Source organism: Mycoplasma paraquilae, from assembly GCF_048284415.1.
Taxonomy (GTDB): domain Bacteria; phylum Bacillota_I; class Bacilli_A; order Mycoplasmatales; family Metamycoplasmataceae; genus Mycoplasmopsis.
The window spans coordinates 134,429-156,104 of the sequence record NZ_JBLVZU010000002.1; the positions used below are offsets into that span (position 1 = coordinate 134,429).

Consider the following 21,676-nt stretch of genomic DNA (forward strand, 5'->3'; position numbering starts at 1 on the left):
ATTTTACTTAATTTTATTTCGAAATAGATAAAATTTCCACATTTCCACATTTTGAAAGTTTAATTAATTGATGAGTGAATAATAAAAATACAGCACATTAAGTACTGTATTTAAATATTATTATTTAATGATATTAAAATTGTTCTTCATCCATGCTGTCGTCGTCGTATTCATTTGCAATTTCTAATACATCGTCATCAATGTCAAAAATTTCTTGATTTTCTTCATCATCAGTCATATCCATATCATCATGATCTTGCAATAACAATGAATCTTCTTCGAATGATACTGGAATATCAATGTCATCAAATGTTGAGTTAATTTCATCTTGTTCTTCTTGACTTAATTCAAAGTCTGCATTTTCTGGATCAATTTTACCTGTAAAGTATGTTTTAGGATCACGAATATCGTATTTTCCTTTTAATTCATAGTTAGCATTTGTTCCAGCTGGAATCTTATGTCCAAGAATAATGTTTTCTTTAAGTCCTTCAAGATAGTCAACTCTTTTAGCAATAGATGAGTTAACAAGAATTTTAGCTGTTTCTTGATATGAAGCAGCAGCTAGGAATGAATCACTTAATAAAGGAGTTTGTTTAGCTCCACGAATCTTAACTTCCCCGTAAGCTGGACGTTTTCCTGCAGCAAGTAATTTTCCATTTTCTTTTTGGTAAACAAAGGTATCTACAAGACTTCCTGTGAAGAAGTTTGAATCCCCTGGATCTGTAATCATAATTTTTGAAAGCATTTGTCTAATGATAATTTCAATGTATTTATCTGAAATTGTAATACCTTGTAAACGATATAGTCTTTGAACTTCTTTTAATAAGTAGTTTTGTACAGCTCTTGTGTCAGCTGCTTCAAGAAGTTGGTTAAGAATAATTGGCCCTTCAAAGATTTTTTGACCACTTACAACGTTATCACCTAGTTTAACACGTAATTTTTGTGAAACTTTTCCGCTGTATGTTTCTGTAGCAATAGTTCCATCAGCTCTCTTGGTTTCAACTTCAACTAGCAAGATATCACTACTGTCTTTTCCATTTTTATCTGTAGCAGGCGCAATTCTTGTTACTGTTCCGTATACTGTTGAGATAACAGCAGGTTTTCCTCATGGGAAGTCGTAAGCATCGATAAGTTCGATTAGACGACCAAACCCACCAGTAATATCTTCAACCCCGGCAACCCCACCGGTGTGGAATGTACGCATTGTTAGTTGTGTACCAGGTTCTCCGATTGATTGTGCAGCAACAACCCCAACAGCTTCACCAATATTAACAATTCTGTTTGTTGCCAAGTCTTTTCCATAACAGTGTTTACATACCCCATTTTTGGTGTGACATGAAAGCACTGAACGAATTTCCACTTGACTTTGTCCATATTCGTTAACAATCTTATCAGCAAGTTCTGGAGTAATTAATGTGTTTGCCGCTACTAATTCATTACCATTTTCATCTAAGATAGCTTTATTTGTGAATCTACCTTCAATTCTTTCTTGTAATGATTCAATAACAGTATCAGTTTTTGTGTCTTTAATATCTTTAACCACAAATCCAAAGTCAGATCCACAGTCATCTTCTCTAACAACAATACCTTGCGCAACATCCACAAGTCTACGTGTTAGGTATCCTGATTTAGCTGTGTTAAGCGCTGTATCTGTAAGTCCTTTTCTGGCCCCGTGAGTTGATGAATAGAATTCATAAGCTGTAAGTCCTGAAAGGAATGATGACTTAACTGGGATTTCAACTGTTGAACGAACCACACGGTCGTTTTCTGCATCGGCTTTAAGCACTTTGGTGTTGTTGTTCATAAGCCCACGCATACCAGCAAGCTGTGTAAAGTTAGATGAGTTACCACGAGCTCCTGAGGTAAACATCATAAATAGAGGGTTATCGATGTCAGATTTTGTAACTTCTTTCAAGTCTTTTTCAATAGAGTCCTTAACTTCTGATCACTTTTGAATTGTTAAGGTATAACGTTCATCATCAGTTAAGTACCCTTCTTCAAAGAACTTCTTAAGTTGGTCGGTATATTCTTCACCTTTTTTAATCTTTTCAGCAGTTGTATCTAATGTAGTAATATCGTTCATAGAGATAGTTGTACCTGAAATTGTAGAGAATTTAAATCCAAGGTTCTTAATTCTATCTAGTATAGAAGCAACATAGTTTGTATAATCGAATCAAACTTTTTCAAGCACTTTAGTATATTCAACTAAAGTTCAAACAGGTTTCATTCCTTCTGCTGCATTAGGGTTTTTCTTACTTCATTCATAATTAATTGCTTCAAAGTGCTCTTTAATTGAGTTTGAAATAATTCTAGCATGTGAAGTAGGAATTGGTGCATTAGCAAAATCAACTAATTCTGCACATTCTGTGAAACGATCTTCAAAATTATCTTGTGTTGTATCGTTAATAATTGAAGCAATATCTTCCATTGTTACAACAGCAACATATTTTTCATATACTCTACGTACAATTTTAGCAATATCTTTTTTAGATAAGGCTAAGTTCACTGGCATTGCAGCAATTTTAGCTCTAAAGTCATCACCATAGTTAAGTACGTATTTGCTTAGATCTTTGTCAGAAGTATCAATCTTTTCGCTTTCACTAACTTTTACACTTCCATCTGCTTGTGTAACTTCTTTTCTTGTTACATATTTACCAAAGATAAATTCAAAATCAGATGGGAAAGCACGGTTAAGAATAAATTTACCTACTGTAGAAACTAAGTAAGGAGCATTTGTGTATTTAGATACAGATTCCTTGCTCATAGCTGAAATTGGGAGTACAACTCTGGTATGTAGTGTAATATATCCATTTTCATATGCAAGCATCATGTCATCAAAACTTGCATAGAAGTTTCCTTCACCTTTAACATTAGCTTTTTCTATTGTTAAATAGTAAAGACCTAAAATCATATCTTGAGAAGGGTTAATGATTGGTTCCCCATCTTTAGGACCAAGAATGTTTTTAGAAGCAAGCATAAGTTCTTTTGCTTCACGAACAGCTTGATCTGAAATCGGAACGTGGACAGCCATTTGGTCACCATCGAAATCAGCATTGAAAGCTGTAGTTACAAGTGGGTGAAGTTTAATAGCTTTACCACGAATTAAAACAGGTTGGAAAGCTTGAATTGAAAGTCTGTGAAGTGTAGGTGCACGGTTAAGTAGAACAGGTCTACCTTCTATTGCTTTTTCTACATATGGTCAAATAATTGGGTTTAAAGTTTCAATCATTTTCTTAGCTGATTTAACGCTTGTAATTGAAGGTTCACCCTTGATTAATTCCTTAATAATTCAAGGTTCGAATAATTTAGCAGCCATGTCACGAGGAATACCAACTTCATGCATTCTTAGTGAAGGACCAACAACAATAACACTACGGCCTGAATAGTCAACACGTTTTCCTAAAAGGTTTTGTCTGAAACGTCCTTTTTTACCAGTTAAAGCATCTGAAATAGATTTTAAAGGATGAGAATCTTTTGATACAACTGGTGTCGGTTTCTTTCTTGCGTTATCAATTAAAGCATCAACTGCTTCTTGAATCATACGGTATTCATTTTGCTTAATAAGCATAGGTGCATCAGCTTCATTTCATTTAGCTAAACGGTTATTTCTAATGATAATACGACGATATAATTCGTTAACATCACTAGTTGAGTGTCTTCCACCATCTAACTGTACTAATGGACGTAAGTCAGCAGGAATAACTGGAAGGTTGTAAATTAACATACTTTTTGGATCTTGTCCAGATTTAATAAATGAGTTAATTACTGTTAAACGTTTATATAATTTGGCTCTGTCTTGTTCTTTTGTTGAAGATAATCCATTATCTGAGTCCATTTCAGAGTTAATTTTATCAATTTCAGCTTGAACAGCTGCAGCTTCTTCAGTTAAATTGATGTGAGTTAATAAGTATTCAACAGCACGAGATCCAGTGTCAATTTTAGCATCTGAATATTCATGAATAATTTCATTGTATTGATAGAAGTCAATTCCGAAGTCTTTTCCGATTTTTGACTCAGCATATTCTCTTAATTCTGTTAATGCTATTTCAATATCTTCATATTCATCTGTGTCTTTTTCATAGTGACCAAGCATTTCTTCTAAAGCAGCTTCATAAATGTTTGCTGCTTCATTAATGTCAATGATGGTATTTTTCTTTAAGCTAGTTAGGTTTCCAGCTTCAAGTACTATGTGAGATTTATAGTAAATTAATTTTTCTAAATCTGCTTTTGTTACTTGCTTAGTAGAATCAGCAACTCTAAGCCCAAGTAATTTTGAAATAATTGAGTGATCTATTTTGAAGAATCAGAAGTGCACAACTGGATTGTGTAACTTAATGTGCCCCATTCTGCTTCTACGTGTGATTTTAGGTAAAATAACAGGTCTATATTTTTCACAAGCAGGGGTTTTGGTACATACAGAATTTTCATCACTTTTCTTATATTTAGTGTTACAGATTGGACATTTATAATCTGTAACTGGTCCAAAAATTAATTCATCAAATAAACCATCTTTTTCTGGTCTATATGATTTATAGTTGATGGTTTCTGGTCTTGTAACTTCACCATGAGATCATTCTAAGATGTCTTGATCTGTTGCAAGTGAGAGAGTAATTTTATTAATTTGTTCAACTAATTCGTCTTGTTCTTTATCAAAATTATTCATAACCTTCTCCCCCTATTTCATTTGTATCAACATATTGATATTGTGTATGATCGATGTTTTCTTCTTCATCAAGTGTTCTTGTTGAAGCATCTAATTTCATTCCAAGACCTTTAAGTTCATAGCTAAGAACATTAAATGATTCTGGAATTCCAGGCATTGGTAATTCTTTTCCAGATACTAATGCTGAATATAATGCATTACGTCCTGTAATGTCATCAGATTTAAATGTAAGGATTTCTTGAAGCACATTTGTAGCCCCATAAGATTCAATAGCTCATGTTTCCATTTCTCCGAATCTTTGTCCCCCATTTTGTGATTTACCTCCAAGAGGTTGTTGTGTAATAAGTGAGTATGGTCCAACACTACGTGCATGCATCTTATCATCAACCATGTGGTTAAGTTTAAGCATGTACATTACACCAACTGAAATAGGTTTATCAAATTTTCTACCTGTAATTGGGTCAATTAAAGTTTGTTTTCCGCTCTTGTCAAGTCCAGCTTCAACTAAGGCATTTTCGATATCTGTTTTCTTAACCCCATCGAATGAAGGAGTAACAAATTTTACGCCTAATTTTCTAGCTGCCATTCCAAGGTGAAGTTCAAGAACTTGACCAATGTTCATACGTGAAGGAACCCCTTGAGGGTTAAGCATAATGTCAAGTGGTGTTCCATCTTCTAAGTATGGCATATCTTCTTCAGGTAATACAATAGAGATAACCCCTTTATTACCGTGACGTCCAGCCATCTTATCTCCGACTTTAATCTTACGTTTTTGAGCAATAGAAACTTTAACAATTTTATCTACACCTTCTTCTAAGATGTCTCCAGCTTCACGTGAAAGCACTTCAACATGAATAACTGTACCTGCATGTCCATTTTTAACTTTTAATGAAGTATCTTTAGTTGTTTGTGGACGTTGTTGAAGAATAGCCATAAGAAGTTTTTCTTCTTGAGAAGGGTTGTCTTCTCCTTTTGGTGAAAGTCTACCTACAAGTACGTCTCCAGGTAATACTTCAGATCCAACTTTAACAATACCTCTTTCATCAAGGTTTCTTAAAGCAAATTTTGAAACGTTGTTAATTGCATTTGTTAATTCATCATCACCGGCACGTGATGTTCTAAATTGAATAGTTTGTTCTTCAATGTGAATTGATGTATAAACATCATCTTTAACAAGTCTTTCATTGATGATAACAGCATCCTCAAAGTTATATCCGTTTCATGTAGTAAATCCTACAAGCACGTTTTTACCAAGTGCCATTTCCCCATCTTTAAATGAACTACCATCTACAAGTAAGTCACCTTTTTGTACTTCTTGTCCAACAGCGACAATAGGTTTTTGTTGAATTAATGTACCTTGGTTACTTCTTTCAAAGTTTCTTAAAGAATATCTATCTGTGTTACCTTTTTCATTTTTGATCATAATTTTTGATCCATCAACAAAAGTAACAACACCAGGGTTTTTAGCAACTAAGTTATATGAAGAGTATTTAGCAATGTCTGCTTCAATTCCTGTAGCGACAAAAGGTGCTTCAGCTTGAAGAAGAGGAACTGCTTGACGTTGCATGTTTGAACCCATAAGTGCACGGTTAGCATCGTCATTTTCTAGGAATGGGATAGCCGCAGCAGCAACAGAAACAATTTGTTTTGATGAAACCTCAATGTAATCAATTTCATCTGGTGTACCTATAATATAGTTATAGTCACGTCTAATAGTTAAGTAAGGGTCAACAATTTTATTATTATCATCAACTCTAACTGAAGACTGCGCAAATGAGAACCCAATTTCTTCAGCAGCTGTAAGATAGTGAGTTGTAGAATAATCAACTACACCGTTATTAACTTTAAAGTAAGGAGTTTTTAAGAATCCTAAATCATCAACTTTTGCATATGTTGCATAGTTAAGGATAAGACCGATGTTAGGTCCTTCAGGTGTTTCGATAGGACAAATTCTTCCGTAGTGAGTTGCATGAACGTCACGAACTTCGAATTGAGCTGTATCACGGTTAAGACCACCAGGCCCTAGAGATGTAACACGACGTTTGTTTGAAACTTCTGCAAGTGGGTTAATTTGATCCATGAATTGTGAAAGTTTTGAAGAGTTAAAGAATTGTTTCATTTGGTTTGTTACAAGTTTGTTATTTGTAACATTTTTAGCTGTAACCTTGTCAGCTTCTTTAGCTCCCATACGTTCACGTGTTGCTTTTTCAAGTTTAGTTAAAGCAACTGATAATTGGCCTTCAAGTAATTCACCTACTGAAACAATACGTTTGTTTGTAAGTGAATCAGGATCATCATCTTGTCCAATACCATCAATTAAATTAAAGTAGTAATTAATTGCAGCAACAATATCTGAAATTAATAAGTGAGTTTCAGTTGATTTTGGATCATTACCAATTACTAAAACTGGTTGATCTTCTTTTTCTTCCATTCATTTTCTTGATGGATATACATTTAGCTTAATGATATTAATTCTTTTCGCTAGTGTTTTGTTTTGATTAATAAGTTTGTGGTATACCATTTCTGGATCAATACCAGGAATTTTTTCGCTTCTTACTAAACCTTCATTAAAAGCATTTTGAATTTCTTTAGCCTTCTTGATGTCAATAAATGTTCCTTTAGGATATAAAACAACCTTTTCTCCTAATTCAACTGATTTAACAACAAAATCTTCTGCTAAGTATGTGTTTGTTATACGATCAACAAGTGAAAGCTTCTTGTTAAGCATGTAACGTCCAGTTGTTGATAAGTTGTAACGTTTTTTATCAAACAACATTCCAGGAATAAGTGAACGTTTAGCTTCTTCTGAAATACGATCACCTTTTCTTAAACCTCTGAATAATTCTTCTTGACATTGATCAAGAATTTCTGCTTCAGTAAATTCTGAATTTTCAATTAACTTGTCTTTCTTAAGTGTTTCTTCAAGTAATTCACTTGTTCCAAATAATTCTCTAATTGTTTTTGGTGTGAATCCAAATGACCCTAAGAAAGTTGCTAAGTTAACATTCTTGTTTTTATCAATTTTGATTTTAACTGTGTCTAGTGTTGAAGATGTAACTTTGTGTGACACTTCAAGTCATGACCCAATTCTTGGTAAAATTTCTAATTTGTTGAATAAGTCATCTGATTGCTTGTTACGCACACCAAGTCCAAAGTAGGCACCAGGTGATCTGATTAACTGAGAAACGATAACTTTTTCTGACCCGTTAATGATGAAACTTCCACCAGAAGTCATGTAAGGAATTTCTCCTAAAAGAACTTCATCAATTTTAACTTCTCCAGTATTTGTAATTTCTCTTTTTAAGCTGACATAAACTTTAACGCTGAAGTTAATTCCTTTAGCTTTACATTTTTTAATTTCTTCGCTTTCGCTAGTAATTTTCTTAAATGGCAGTTCTAATCTAACTGACCCTTTAACATAATCTAAACGAACTTCTTTGTTAGCAGCTTCGATTGGATAAACTTCAAGTAAACATTCTTGAATTCTTTTGTTAATGAAAAGTTCAAAACTTTCTTTACTTGTTTCAAGAATATCGAAAAGAGGTAGAGATTCCTTTGTTACTGAGTAATCTCTTCTCTCTGTGACAGGACCAAATTTACGAATTTTATAATTTTTTTGCTCCATATATTTATTCTCATCCTTTCTGAAAATATAGACCTTTAATTAAAAAATACATTATATAAATGTATATTTACGTAAGGTATATAAATTTTATCACATAAGATTTTTTTTAATTGTAGGAAATAAACTTTTTTAGTGTATAAGAAACGGGTTAAAAAAGTAATAAAAAATGCACTAATTCCAAGGTAGAATTAGTACATAAATACAACTTATTTTCCTATACTATAGATTTGAATAAAACCTAATATAGTGTGAACTTATTTTTGTTAATGTGCGATTTTTATTTCTTTTATTTCGTATAAAAATATTTTTTTCTTTATAAATTCAAAAACTAATTTCTAAAATTATGAAAAATATATAGGCAGGGAGTATCACTGGAAAAATTTTACTATACTCATTTTTGTCTTGATATTGCAAGACCAAATTATAAATTCCAAGGTTAGCAAAAGTACCATATGAGATGGAATTTCTTACTGCATCTTCACCTTGAAAAATAAAGACTGATAACAATTGCTTATTAACATAAGGCAAAACATAATAACGGTAAATTTTGAGCTTACTTCAGCCTTTTACTTTGTACAATGCAATTATATTACTTGGCAAGGTATTAATTGATTCAGAAATTTGTTTAGTCATTTTTCTAAATGCAGAAACAACTAAAGCAACTGTTATTGCAGCCACTGAATCCATAAGTGGATTAAATACTAAAAATCAAAAATAAGTAGGTACTACTTTTATAAAAGTTAACACTATTTTACTTGCAATTACTGAGTAGTTTTTATTAATTTTCTCTGCAAGTATATATGCATACATAACACCTAGTATATAAGCAAGCACTACAGAAACATATGCTTGTTGTAAGATTGTAAAATATTGCTTCATTACACCTCAATTAAAGGATGAGAAGTCAAATTTAAATACGTTTGCAAAATATTGCTTCAGGGTAATGCTATATATTTTAGAATCCGCAAGTGAAATAAATCCTCATATCATGACAGCAAAATAGCCTATTAGCATTAAGCATAAGACATATTTTTTTCAATTATATTTTCAACACTTTATTGTTTGTTTAGTAGGCTGAAATTGTGGTTTTTGGACAAGTAAAATTTTGTTTAATAAGTATAAGATTGCCTCTATAATAAGAATAAACATCGCAATAAAGAGCAATGTTATTCCAAAGCTATCTTGGTAATGTTTAGGATCAGCAAAAACTATCCCAAGACCATTAATTCCAACTAAACCTAAAATAGTTAATCAACGAATATTAGACTCATACGATAAGAAAAAATTGAGGAAAAACTTAATTTTTACCTGTTGGTAAATATTCTTATAAAATGACTGTAGTTTGTTTATTCCTAGGGCTAAGTCACGAAAGTATTGCTTAGTCGAGCAACTTTCAATTAAATCCGCAATATATCGATTCATTCAGAGTCAGGTAAATCAAAAATAAATAATAAAAGAAGCTAATTCTGCACTGAAGGCATTTTTAAATAATAAAATAAAAACAATCACCGGAAAAGCTCTAAGTAACATCAAAATAATTTTGACTAAAAATGGAAAATATTTGTGTTTATGAATATTGGTAGCACTACAATATCCAGTTACTATTGCAAGTAAAAAGCCAAAAAATGTTCCAATAGTCACACTTTTTAAAGTAATTAAAAAGTAATTTCAATTGATAAGTCAAATATTGGCAGAAAGCTCTTTGTTATGACTTGCAAAACTAAAAATGGATTTAAAATTATCTCAAGCATTTTGCCAGCTTGGATTTTGAACTGTGTAGAAAAAATTTAAATTATATAAAGCATAGAGGAAAAAAGCTATTAGAAACAAGATAAGTGCATATTTAAGAGCTGTTTTTTTATGTAACTTACTAATAAAAGTTGTTTTATTCATCAAAATATAATGTTAAAAGCTCTTTTTTGTAATCCTGTTTCTGTATGATATTAACTATCTCGCCACCTTTTATAGCTACTAAACGATCACAATATTGCATAGCTAAATCAATATCATGAATTGCAGTAATTATTAATTTTTGTTCTTTTAATTCTTCTAGGTGAGCAAATATTTTGTGAGAGTTATTCATATCTAAATTACTTGTAACTTCATCGCAAAGTAAAATCTCAGAACGATTAAAAACACCAGCAATAAAGTTAAAGCGTTGCTTTTGACCACTAGATAGCATATTTAGCGGAGTTAAGGCATAATCTTGTAATTCAAATTTAGTAAATAAATCTCATAATTGATTTAATTGTGCAACTGTCAAATGATGAAATAAGGCATTTAAACAGTTGGTGTAGTTATTAAAATTAAACAAAATGTTTTTATAGGCATCGTAATTTGATAAAGATAAGGTTTCAGCATCGATAAATGAAATAATGGACTTATAGTGTTTAAGCCCTTTTTTTGGTAATTTGTTTACAACTTGGCCATTATAGATAATTTCACCTTTTAAGACTATATCTAGGTCAAATATAGATTTTAATATTGTGCTTTTTCCTTGACCACTACGTCCGATAAGACCCACTATTTCACCAGTATGAAAATTCAAATTTAAGTTAGATAAAACTTCCTTATTTTCGTAGCTGAGCGCTACATCTTTAAATTCAAGCATTATTCTCCTATTACTTTGTCAATTTTGTTTTTAAAGTTTTGTAATGTGTCATCACTGTAAGATACAAATCCAATATTTCTTCCATAAATTGGATTTGTACCAGAAGCTAAATCATTTAGTGCTTCAGTAACTAATTTAAGTTGTTTATCACCTACTTTTTTTGCAGCAATACCAACGTTATATGGCAATGGATCTGTTACTGATAAGAATGTGATTTTTTCATTTGGGCGGATGCTTTGATCTACAGCATATGCATATTGTTTAGATTCTTTAAAGTGTGTAAATGAATACCCACCTTCATTATCAAAGAAAATATGTAAACTTTTATTTTTTGCATCACTTGCTTCTGTTAATTTGGCTCTAACCAATTTATCTTGATATTCATTTTTAGTCTGTAAATCAGCAAAAGAAATAAATTGTTTTTTGTCAGCTGAATTAAATTGTTTTTTCATTAAAGCTTCAGGTAAGATATATTTACTTCCTGAGCTAGGTTTTCCCATTCCAATTCCATATGAAATTAATTCTGCTAAGTTTTTGTTTGATCATGCTTGCTTAATTTTTGCAGTTAAGGCATCATCAGCAATGATTGCAATCAATCCTCTTTGATAGCTAACTATATTATCAGAAGCTATAGAAGAATAGTCTTGATAAAACTTGGTATATGCACTGCCATTTCATCCATTCCCATCATTTGTATCATTTCATTTTTTAGATCATGGTATTAAATCAAATTTTGCTTGTTCATTTTGAGCAATTTTTTCAAGCTGGATAGCTGAGGTCGTAAATGTAGCGTCTTTGATATCACCAGCAAATTTTGATGTTCAGGTTTGAATAATATTAGGGTTAAAATTAGTTAAATAGTTCTTTTCTGAAAGAATACTTCCAGAAGATATAAATCCTAAGTCGGTTTCACCCTTAGTAATATTTTGGGCAACTGTTTGATATTTATCATCATTAACCATTTTTACTTTTACTGTAAAACCAGCATTTTTGGCTGATAAATATTGATTCATTCTTGTTTCAATGCTATTTTTTAAGTTAGCGATTCCATCAGTATTGTCAACTAACTCCCATGGAGTAATTAAATCAAGTTTAAGTTCCTTGACTTCTTGGTCTTGGCTATTGCATTGTGATGCAATAATTGGGAGGCAAGTTGTGCTTAATGCAGCTCCCATAAGTAATGTTTTAAATTTATTCATAAAAAAATCCTTCCTGGACAGGGAGGGAATATAAAAAGAGAAGACTCGCTACGCTAGTATTAACTAGATCAGCTCATAAGAGTGTTTCTCAACCTGTTTTGCAACAAGTACCTCTGTCCTTGGAAGAATTATATAATAAAATTAAAATAATTTGCTTTCAACTTCTGGAGAAATTATTTCTGCATCAGATTCATGATTGCTTACATGTTTTGTTAATTTAATTTCCTTAGTAAATTGCTTATCATCTTTGTCATAAGGCTCTGGTACTAGTTGATTATTTGCATCAGTCAAAATAACTTCATCATTAACAAAAACTGATTGGAATTGCTCGTTAATTTTAGTATCAGAAGGTTTACCATCGCTAAATAAGCGCTCAGATTCACTAGTTTGATTATTTTTATTAATCATATTTCATTTTTGATATTCGTTTAAAGTACAGTAAACAAAGTGTGAAGGATGAGTGTCTAAAGTATATAAACCTTGTTTAATAAATAATTGTACATATTCACGGTTTAATTGTTGATTTAAGGAAGAAATCTTATGATTAATTAATAATTTAATATCTGGATTTACTGGGTGAGAAAAAATTTCTTTAACTTTAGCACCTTCTAGTAACTGCATATCATTAAAGAAGTAAACATAATCCATTGTTTCTTTAATGAATTTTAAATTCGATGTAATAAAAACTGTAGCAATATTATTAGCGTCAACTATTTTAAATAAAACTCTTAAAAACTCACTACGTGCTTCTTCCGCGATATTTTCCATATTGTCTTGTAGTAATAAAACTTCTATTTTGCTTAATCCAAACTTTGTTAATTTAATTTTAGCCTTATCAATAATGTCTAAATCCTTAAAAGGTCTAACATAATTAGGAATTGATACTGAGGCAGTTTCATATGATTCAATAAAACGGATCATAGCAGCTGAGTCTTTTAAAAATTTCTTACTTGCTTTTTGCTTATTAGATGAATAGTTGATTAAATCCATAAGTAATTTACTTATTCAATTTTTAGTTAAAAGTTTCTTGAAATCCACCAATGTTTTGACTGCTGCATCATGATGTAGCATAGTGACTTTAACTAAAAGAGAATTTATAATAGAAATTACTGTTTTTTCAGTACGTCTAACATTTAATTTAAGGCGATTCAGTTTAAATTCTTTTGACTTAAGCAACCAATTAAACAATTTTTCTTCAGAATATTTAGATCAATCCAATTCTGCTTGTGCATACTTAATTTTTTCCTCAAGTTCATGTACGGATACAACATTTTTATAGTTTGACAAATGATTGAATCGTAGATTTTTTAGCTCACGAATTGCTTTTTGATTATGAGATATGCGTTCAGTTAACTCATCATACATGTTTTTAGACATTGCTATGTAAGGTTTAATATTGAATGAAAACTCTTGGTTAATAAATTCCTTAATTTTTGATACTGTAGCATTCTTATATTTGTCTTTAGTTTCAGTGAAATTATTGGTAATAAAAATACTAATTTCTGAATCTATCATTATTTTCAAATCTTCAAACTGTTGTTCATTAAGGTATTGAATTTTTTTAAAATTTTTAATTCAAATATTAAGCTCTTTTTTCTTGATTAAAATATCTTTTAATAAATCAAAGTATTCATCATTAATTGCAGATAGCAACTTTTTCTTTTGCTCAAGTAAATTTATCTCTTTATGTATTAATGATATTTGATAATACATAGTTTTTTTAGCATACTTAGCAATTGAATTTTTTAAATCTTTATAATAATTAATTTCACTAGTTAGATCACGAATTTTTAAATCATTTTCAACTTTTAGCAATGAAACATTATTAATTTGATTCATATATGAAAGTTTAATTTTACTTTGCTCAATTAAATTCTTTTGCTCATTAATGTTGCTGGTTTGTATCCCACTTTCAAGTCTACGATACTCATTTTTTAATTCTTTGAATACATCAAAATATTCTTTTATAGTATTAACTACATAAGAGTTGATAATAAAATTTAGATTTTCGATATGTGCACTAATTGATTCTTGATCATTATTATCACTTGAAAATAAAAGGCTTTGTTCTAAGCCTCGAATGGTCTTGATAAAATCATTATTAGTGTCCATAATATTTGAAGAATGATTTTTTAAAATATTAAAAATTAAATTCTTCATAGTATAGTCAAGATTTGAATAAATGCTATTTAAACTAGCTAGATTAATAACACTTTTAATAGAATTTTGACAATCAGCCCATAGTTCAAATAATGGTATATTTAAATCATCTTGATCCACTATTTCATTGATATTAAAATAAGAGACTTTAGCTAAGATGTCTTTTTTCTTAGTAGTAAAGTTTAAATAATTATTAAAATCATAATATTCCTTGACATTTGGATTGTAGTAAGTCATGACAGTATTTTTATCTTTTAAAATGAACTTAGCTAATTTGTGAAATATCATATTTTCATTATCACTAGGAATATAAAAAGCTGTTTTATTATTTTGATAAATAGATAAAAAAGGGATAGAAATATTAGAGCTTGGTCAAATACCTGCTCTATTTTTACTATACCCTTTAGGAATAAAAATATTTTCAATTGTTAGTATTTTTTTATTTTTTGCCATACAACCTTCTTAATATGCTAAGTGTTCATTTTTGTTAATTAATTTAGAAACAACTTGATATGCATAATAAATAACAAAAACATTAAATCAAATCTTAATTGGACTGGTCAAAATGTGTTGTGTAATTCATACAAAAATATCAGCTGTTTCGCTATTTCCAAGTGAATATAAGTCAGCAAATGAAAGTATTGGAATATTAATAAGCTCTAAAAAAGCACAAAAGACGATAATAGGTACAAATACTAAATATTTATCAGTGCGCATTGCAAAACGACCTACTAGTATAAAAATAACTAATAATGTCATTCCTGATGTCATTAACGCAAGAAGAATTCATCTATTTTTTATAAATCCATTTTGAATAATTTCGTCACTAACAAAAAATCCAATATATCAAGCAATAATTGAAATTGCAAGCACTAAAAATAAAGCACCCGAAATACAATAAACATTTTTTAGTGCTATATTTGAGGAGTCTTGATTAATAAATTGTCTTTTATTATTGAGTTTAACAATTTTATTAGCAATTTCAATTGCTTTTTTTCTATTTCCAGCTGCTGATTCAAATTTGTATTTATAAGCTAATAAATTAATCTTAATAGAAAGGCGATTTAAACGATATTCTTTCGAAAATGCAAAGCGTAAAAATCCCATGTAGTATAAACCAAATATCCCAGAAATTAATCCATTAACAGCTGTCGCAGCTGTATAAATGGGGTTATAACCAGCTGGTGGTACAAATAGGAGTGAAATTAAGTCAGCAACAATCCCTACAAAAACCCCGATAACTGGACCAAAAATAAATCCTGAAATTTTAACTGGCAAACCAATAAATGAAAACTTGTACGATGGAATATTAACTATTGGAATAATTTGGGCTGAAACAACAGTAAAAGCCACGGAAATAGCAATTAAAATAGCAACAAAAACCATTTTACGAATGGTTCATTTAGGAAAAAGGCCTAAATCTGAAAGTTTTACTTTAAGTTTGTTAACTGAATTAATTGCTGGTTTTTTCATATTTAAATTTTATATTATTACGCTATAAACATAACAAAAATTATTAAAACTTCTAAGCGTTATTTTAATATTTAATTGCTTCTTTTACCCTAGAGAAATAAGAAAAAATGAGATACCTGACCTCATTATTTATTCTTAGGCTTTTGTTGTGAGATTGCTCTTTTTAATTCAAAATCTGAACGATATAAATAATCATCAATAGCTTCAGCTAAACCATCTTGTTCTACACTGCTAGTATAATATTTGGCAGCTGCCTTAGTTGTCTCATCAGCATTGTCCATTGCATATGAATACCCTGCTGTAAGAAACATTGGAATATCATTTGCACTATCTCCTATTGCCATAACGTCTGCTAAATCAGCATGAAAGACATTATCACAAAGTCATTTCATACCTGAAGCTTTAGAAATTCCTATATTAGTAATTTCAATATATTTGTTAGAAACATTAATGATGTCTAAGTCTACACCACTGGCTAAACATGCTTCATAAAAAGCTAAAATTGCTTCTGGAGTTCCGTAAGCTTCAATTTTGTGTAAGTCTTGATTAATTCTACCATCAGTAATTCAGTCATTGTATTCATTAAAGGTGGTAAGGAATTCTCTTGTAACATCATTACTATTGTACATATAGTATTGATCACTACCCATGTAGTATAATGTTACACCATGTTGTAATGCTAATGGTCAGATAACTTCAGCTTTTTTTGTGTCTATGTATTCTACATGTAAAGCTTTCTTTTCTAAATTATCATATATCATTGCTCCGTTAGAACAGCATAGATATCTTGCGTGCAATGTATCAGCTAACCGTTGAATCTTTTCTAGCGGTGGATTACCTGTATTAATAACAAATGGTATATTTTTATCAGCTAATTCCCTTACTTTAGCCTTATTAACTTCTGATAATTGTTTATGTGGAAATGGATAAATTGTACCATCCACATCACTAAAAATTGCTCATGTTTTATTCATGTGTATATTATAGACCATTACTGTCTAAAAAAGAATTTTTTAGTGCATTTTTTAGGTATATTTATACTTTTTTATACCACTTTCATTCTTAAAATGTTTGAGAAAAATTAGAATGTTATACAATTTTTATATGCAAGAAATTATCAAAAATTTAACTAAGAAATTAGAAAAAGATAAGCGTAGACTAAAACGTTATAAAATGCTAGATGATCTTTTTTCAGTATTAATTGCATTTTTAAACATTGCTGCAATTGTATTAGCTTCACTAGCATTATCTATTCTTTCTAAAGAAACACCAAACAAAGAGTCACAAGACGACTATAAATCTTATGTTAATGTGGTTATTCTAGCTAGCTTTATAATTATTTCATTCTTTTTAAACTTGTTTATCGCAATATATAGATACAATACTCACAGTGACTTGTATAAAAAGATTTATACTACAATCTCATATCTGCAAATTAAATATAATGCTAATGAAATATCAACTGAAGCTATGGAAAATATAATCAACGCCTTATGGAAGCAAGCTTCAACTCGGAAAAAGATTATCATTGCTGAAGTATTGAAGTCTGAGTTAACTAACGGAGGTAAATAGTGAAAAATAAAAATAGCTTAACAAGTTATCAAGCATATTTGCTTTTAGTTAAAAAAGTCAAGCTTAAAATAACTATATATGGAATTATGTATTACTTACTTAACTCATTAATTATTATATTTACCTTACTTAATGGTTTAATTGCAATTTTATATTTAGCTGGAGCTAGCAAAAACTTTTCTGTAGCCAATGGTTTAAACTATCCAGATAATAACCCATATTATACTGACATGTTGAATGGTAATTCAAATTCCAACTATGTTATTATGACAACAATAATTAATGCTTCAATCACTTTTTTAACTGGTTTATTGACCTTTTTTGTAATTAATAAAAAATACACTTTTTATTTAAGTAAGTATAAAATATTGCAATTTGAAGCAATTGTTTTCAAACAAAAAATATTTGTATATAAAAACCTTAATAAAATTAAAGCTGAATTTTTATTTTATAAGCGTTGTCTCGCTATTATGGAAGTAGATCGTTTTAAGTCAAGTGATTTTGCTGGGGGATATTTACATGGATAAGCATTTAATAGATATTGATAAAGTTAACTTACATGCAAAAAAGCATGACTTTAATGTAGATGAGCGAAAATTATCAGTTTCAGTTACAGAACATAAAAATAACACTAATTTACATGATAAAGTTCACAAGTTGAAAAGAAAGTCATTTAACAAATATATTTTTTCTAGAAGTTTTTTCGTTTTTCTTAATGTGCTAGCAATTTTAATTGCTGCAAGTATAGTAATTTTAAACTTATATTCAATTAGATTTAATAAATATCCAGATGCAACTATGGTTTATTTTGTGCTAATAGCTGTTCTTTCTGTAATTACCACTCTTGTTGTTAGCTTACAAAGTTTTTTCGGAATCACAGATAAGAAAACAACTTTAAAAGATACAATTTCTAATCTGGATGACGCAATTAACAATATTGCAAATAAAGACGATCTTACAGCTGAAGATTATGATAGAATAACTAAATTACTTGATTAACTCGCAATATTGCGAGTTTTTCTTTTGCTTAAGAATACAAAAAACCAGGATTTCTCCTAGTTTAGTTTGTTATATAGAAATAATTATTTTTCTATTTTAATTTTAACACTTGGTCCCATTGAAGCTGAAACTGTTAAGTTTAAGATGTAAGCACCTTTAACTGCAGCAGGTTTTAACTTTTTAATTAATGAAATAAGTGTTTGAGCATTATCTACTAAAGCTTCTGTAGACATGCTTGCTTTACCAATAAGAGAGTGTACAATTCCGGCTTTATCTGTACGGTAGTTTGCTTTACCTTTTTTAAGTTCTTCAACAGCTTTTTCAGGAGTTGGAGTAACTGTACCTGTTTTAGGGTTAGGCATTAAACCTTTAGGCCCAAGTTTCTTTCCGTATTTTCCAAGTAAAGGCATCATTGCTGGGTCAGCAACCATAACATCAAAATCAAAATTGTCTTCTTTAATTCTTTGTTCTAAAGCTTGAGCATCAACAACTATATCTGCTCCAGCTTCTTTAGCTAATTTTTGTTTTTCAACATTGTTTGTAGCAACTAATACACGAACTGATTTACCTGTTCCGTGAGGAAGTAAAACAGCACCACGTAATTGTTGATCAGCTTTTCTAACATCAAGGTTTAAGTTGAAAGCAAGGTCGATTGAAGCGTCAAATTTAGCATATGAAGTTTTTTTAGCAAGTTCAATAGCTTGTGCTAAATCATAAGCAACTGTTCTATCAAATGATTCACGAGCTGCTCTTAAATTTTTAGAAACTCTTTTAGCCATAATTATTCTTCTCCTTCGTTTGCTTTTTCATCTGTAATAACATTAACTTCAATAGCTTGACCCTTTGTATTAACAAGGTCTTCTAAGTCATTGTTTAAAGCTTCTTCTTTAGCAGCTGCTAATTTTGCAGCTTTTGCAGCAGCTTTAGCTTCTGCCTTAGCTTTAAAGATGTCATCATATCCTTCAACTAAAACACCCATTTGTCTTGCTGTTCCAGCTACTGTTGCCATAGCTGAGTAAACGTCATCTGTATTAAGATCTGGCATTTTGTATTCAGCAATTTCTTTAAGTTGATCTTTAGTAATTGTTGCTACAATTGTTGTTTTAGCATTTGCTGCACCTGTTTGGATTTTGGCAGCTTGTTTAATTTTGAATGATGCAGGAGCTGTGAATAATTTAAATTCAAATGATTTGTCCTTGTACACTGTAATTTGAACTGGAACTGGTTCACCAGCTCTGTCTCTTGTAGCATCGTTAAATGCTTTTGTAAATTCAGGCATGTTTACACCAACACCAGCTAATGCTGGTCCAGGTTTAGCTTGGCCTGCAGGGAATTGCAATTTAGCAATACGTTGTATTTCTTTTTTTGCCATAATGTATCCTTTCGATATTGTGGTCTAGCGATATGTTTGATATCTCCCACTAGTAGAGGCAATATAAATATTGCTTATTTATTATATAAAAAAAGTCTTTTTTTCCTAATTTAGTAGCAAACCTAATTAGTCTATAAATAAGGAATAAACAATATAAAATTAGATTTTTTAACATATAAATAAAGAATAATTTACTTTTTAAAAATAAGCCCCCACCATTACTAGTGAGGACTGTAGCAAGAATTTATAACAATATGACTTAAACCTTTCAATTATTTAACTCACGTTCAAAAGCTTCCACTTTTTCTTTTACTTGTTTTCTTTTAGTAAAATCTTGTAACTCTTTAATTGATAAATTATTGCATTCATGATCATTATTTTGATATTTAGCATAGCTTAAATTAATTTCATCTTTCATATGTTGTTCTTTAGCTTTTTTAGCTGCCATAATTTCAATTTCATAGCCTTTATTGACAATTCCTTCAACAAATTGGGCATTGTGCATTTTTCTATATAAAGTACTTAATTTTGCACATCTATTTCCGTTTTTTACTTCAAAAATTCCTTGTGCATTGTAAATTGATTGCAAATAATTTATTGTGTTGTTTTTCAAGCATTTTCACAAATACTTTTCTGCTTGCTTTTTTCCGTTATTTAGAATGATTTTTGTTATTTCTTTTTCAAATTTTGGTTTATTACCATCTAACAATTTTCAAAAAGAATAGAGGATTAATTCTTTTAATTCATCAATAGTTTCAATAATATATCATTTTATATTTTTGATATTACTTGCTATGATTGATATATTAATATCACTTGATAAACTAAACATATTCATTATATAGGCAGGTGAACTATTTCTAATAGCAGATATAACTTCGGTTTCACTCTTTTGAGTTAAAGATTGACCTCTGTCATGGATCAGCCAGCTTATAAAAACAGCCATGTCATCATTTGAATTAATAAGGGAAAAGATTTTTTCAGTTTTATATTTGTTTTTTATAAATTGTGCATCATTAACATGATTCATATTCATTTGCTTTTAAAGCCATATTGTAGCGATTTCTTGCTACACTATTATTATTACACTTTTTAAACATTTTTTTCAAAATAAATTTATTTTTTCTTAGTTGCTTTAACTAAATAAATATTCATTATTTAAAAGTCACATTTATTCCCAATTTTGGGGAATAAATATTATTTTTTGAAATGTATATATAAATATGGAACAATTATCAGTGGATAGGTAAATTAAAAATAATTTTGTAAAATTTTTATCTTTTTTTATTTTTTTTGATAAAAAATTAAAAATATCTATTGAATATTTAACATATTTAAATTTTGATCATTGTTCAGTATTTATAAAATCAAATAATGAGCTTTACAAAAAAGCATAGTCACCAAAAAGTAACTATGCTTTAAAAATATACAAGAAATATAAAACTTGATCTTTTAAATTATTAAATAACGCTATCTTAAATTAAATTATTTATGTTGTGTTTTATAATTTTTTAAATAAGAAAAGATTTTTTTATTTTCAAGTTTTAAACCTTATTACTTTCGTTTATTAAAATCAAAAGATTTTTGTTTTATTTTTTTGTAGCTGTTTTTGCTACATAATTATTATTACATATTTTGAGCATTTTTTTTAAAAAATTTTTATTTTTTTAATTAATAGCAATAAAAAATAAAAAATATGGAACATAGTTTTTATTTATCCCTATTTTTTAGGCACATAAGTAATTATACATTTTCTTATTTTTTGCTAGAAATTGTTAATATTTTTTCAGATAAATATAAAAAATTTTTATTTTTTAAAAACTAATTTAACTAAATATAGATTTTTTTAATATTCTTAATGATTATGATCTGTTTTTTTAAGAGTGATATTTAAAAGATAAAAATTCATAAAATATATAAAAAAACGCCTTTAGCGTTATTTATATATTCTTTGGAAACTGAATAGTAATTAAATAATTCATTAAAATGTCTGAATACATTA

14 protein-coding genes and 1 riboswitch are annotated in these 21,676 nt (G+C 29.5%); of the genes, 3 read left to right on the forward strand and 11 right to left on the reverse strand.

The features are described 5' to 3' along the window. Positions 1-133 precede the first annotated feature (133 nt). The 8 genes from ACNQ12_RS01650 to ACNQ12_RS01685 all read right to left on the reverse strand — a co-directional run bounded on the left by ACNQ12_RS01650 (position 134) and on the right by ACNQ12_RS01685 (position 16,705). Complete coding sequence (locus ACNQ12_RS01650; RefSeq protein ID WP_418037059.1) at positions 134-4,663, reverse strand: DNA-directed RNA polymerase subunit beta'; 4,530 nt, start codon at positions 4,661-4,663, stop codon at positions 134-136. Further along, a complete protein-coding gene (gene rpoB / locus ACNQ12_RS01655; RefSeq protein WP_418019336.1) occupies positions 4,656-8,288 on the reverse strand; it encodes a DNA-directed RNA polymerase subunit beta in 3,633 nt (1,210 codons plus the stop codon). The genes ACNQ12_RS01650 and rpoB overlap by 8 nt, the downstream gene beginning before the upstream one ends. Before the next feature lie 219 nt (positions 8,289-8,507). After that, positions 8,508-10,181, reverse strand: a complete 1,674-nt coding sequence (locus ACNQ12_RS01660; protein ID WP_416754813.1) for an ABC transporter permease subunit — start codon at positions 10,179-10,181, stop codon at positions 8,508-8,510. Beyond that, positions 10,174-10,899: an ATP-binding cassette domain-containing protein gene (locus ACNQ12_RS01665; RefSeq protein WP_416754812.1), complete on the reverse strand. Its 726-nt coding sequence runs from the start codon at positions 10,897-10,899 to the stop codon at positions 10,174-10,176. Before ACNQ12_RS01665 ends, ACNQ12_RS01660 begins: the two co-directional genes overlap by 8 nt. Beyond that, positions 10,899-12,098 (reverse strand): ABC transporter thiamine pyrophosphate-binding lipoprotein p37/Cypl, encoded by a 1,200-nt coding sequence (gene cypl, locus ACNQ12_RS01670; RefSeq protein WP_418042116.1) that lies wholly within the window; start codon positions 12,096-12,098, stop codon positions 10,899-10,901. Before cypl ends, ACNQ12_RS01665 begins: the two co-directional genes overlap by 1 nt. Before the next feature lie 28 nt (positions 12,099-12,126). After that, positions 12,127-12,223, reverse strand: a riboswitch (TPP riboswitch). A gap of 16 nt (positions 12,224-12,239) precedes the next feature. After that, on the reverse strand, positions 12,240-14,711 hold the full coding sequence (locus ACNQ12_RS01675; RefSeq protein ID WP_418027557.1) for an MAG1360 family OppF-related protein: 2,472 nt from the start codon (positions 14,709-14,711) through the stop codon (positions 12,240-12,242). Between the two features lie 9 nt (positions 14,712-14,720). Then, on the reverse strand, positions 14,721-15,731 hold the full coding sequence (locus ACNQ12_RS01680; protein ID WP_416754809.1) for an ECF transporter S component: 1,011 nt from the start codon (positions 15,729-15,731) through the stop codon (positions 14,721-14,723). A gap of 125 nt (positions 15,732-15,856) precedes the next feature. Further along, positions 15,857-16,705 carry an HAD family hydrolase gene (locus tag ACNQ12_RS01685; protein ID WP_416754808.1) on the reverse strand — a complete coding sequence of 283 codons (849 nt, stop codon included), beginning with the start codon at positions 16,703-16,705 and terminating at the stop codon, positions 15,857-15,859. A 112-nt stretch (positions 16,706-16,817) separates the two neighbouring features. Between ACNQ12_RS01685 and ACNQ12_RS01690 the strand changes: the two genes are divergently transcribed. Genes ACNQ12_RS01690 through ACNQ12_RS01700 form a run of 3 tightly spaced genes read left to right on the forward strand, consistent with a single transcriptional unit; the run spans position 16,818 to position 18,302 of the window. Then, positions 16,818-17,303: a hypothetical protein gene (locus tag ACNQ12_RS01690; RefSeq protein ID WP_418019341.1), complete on the forward strand. Its 486-nt coding sequence runs from the start codon at positions 16,818-16,820 to the stop codon at positions 17,301-17,303. Then, positions 17,303-17,830: a hypothetical protein gene (locus tag ACNQ12_RS01695; protein WP_416754804.1), complete on the forward strand. Its 528-nt coding sequence runs from the start codon at positions 17,303-17,305 to the stop codon at positions 17,828-17,830. Before ACNQ12_RS01690 ends, ACNQ12_RS01695 begins: the two co-directional genes overlap by 1 nt. Next, entirely contained in the window at positions 17,823-18,302 is a 480-nt protein-coding gene (locus tag ACNQ12_RS01700) for a hypothetical protein (RefSeq protein WP_418037063.1), read from the forward strand. The genes ACNQ12_RS01695 and ACNQ12_RS01700 overlap by 8 nt, the downstream gene beginning before the upstream one ends. A gap of 83 nt (positions 18,303-18,385) precedes the next feature. Here ACNQ12_RS01700 and rplA read toward each other — a convergent pair whose 3' ends face one another. The 3 genes from rplA to ACNQ12_RS01715 all read right to left on the reverse strand — a co-directional run bounded on the left by rplA (position 18,386) and on the right by ACNQ12_RS01715 (position 20,704). After that, positions 18,386-19,081, reverse strand: a complete 696-nt coding sequence (gene rplA, locus ACNQ12_RS01705; protein WP_416754801.1) for a 50S ribosomal protein L1 — start codon at positions 19,079-19,081, stop codon at positions 18,386-18,388. A 2-nt stretch (positions 19,082-19,083) separates the two neighbouring features. Continuing rightward, a complete protein-coding gene (gene rplK, locus ACNQ12_RS01710; protein ID WP_416754800.1) occupies positions 19,084-19,674 on the reverse strand; it encodes a 50S ribosomal protein L11 in 591 nt (196 codons plus the stop codon). Positions 19,675-19,933: 259 nt separating this feature from the next. Beyond that, complete coding sequence (locus ACNQ12_RS01715) at positions 19,934-20,704, reverse strand: hypothetical protein (protein WP_418037065.1); 771 nt, start codon at positions 20,702-20,704, stop codon at positions 19,934-19,936. Positions 20,705-21,676: the final 972 nt, after the last annotated feature.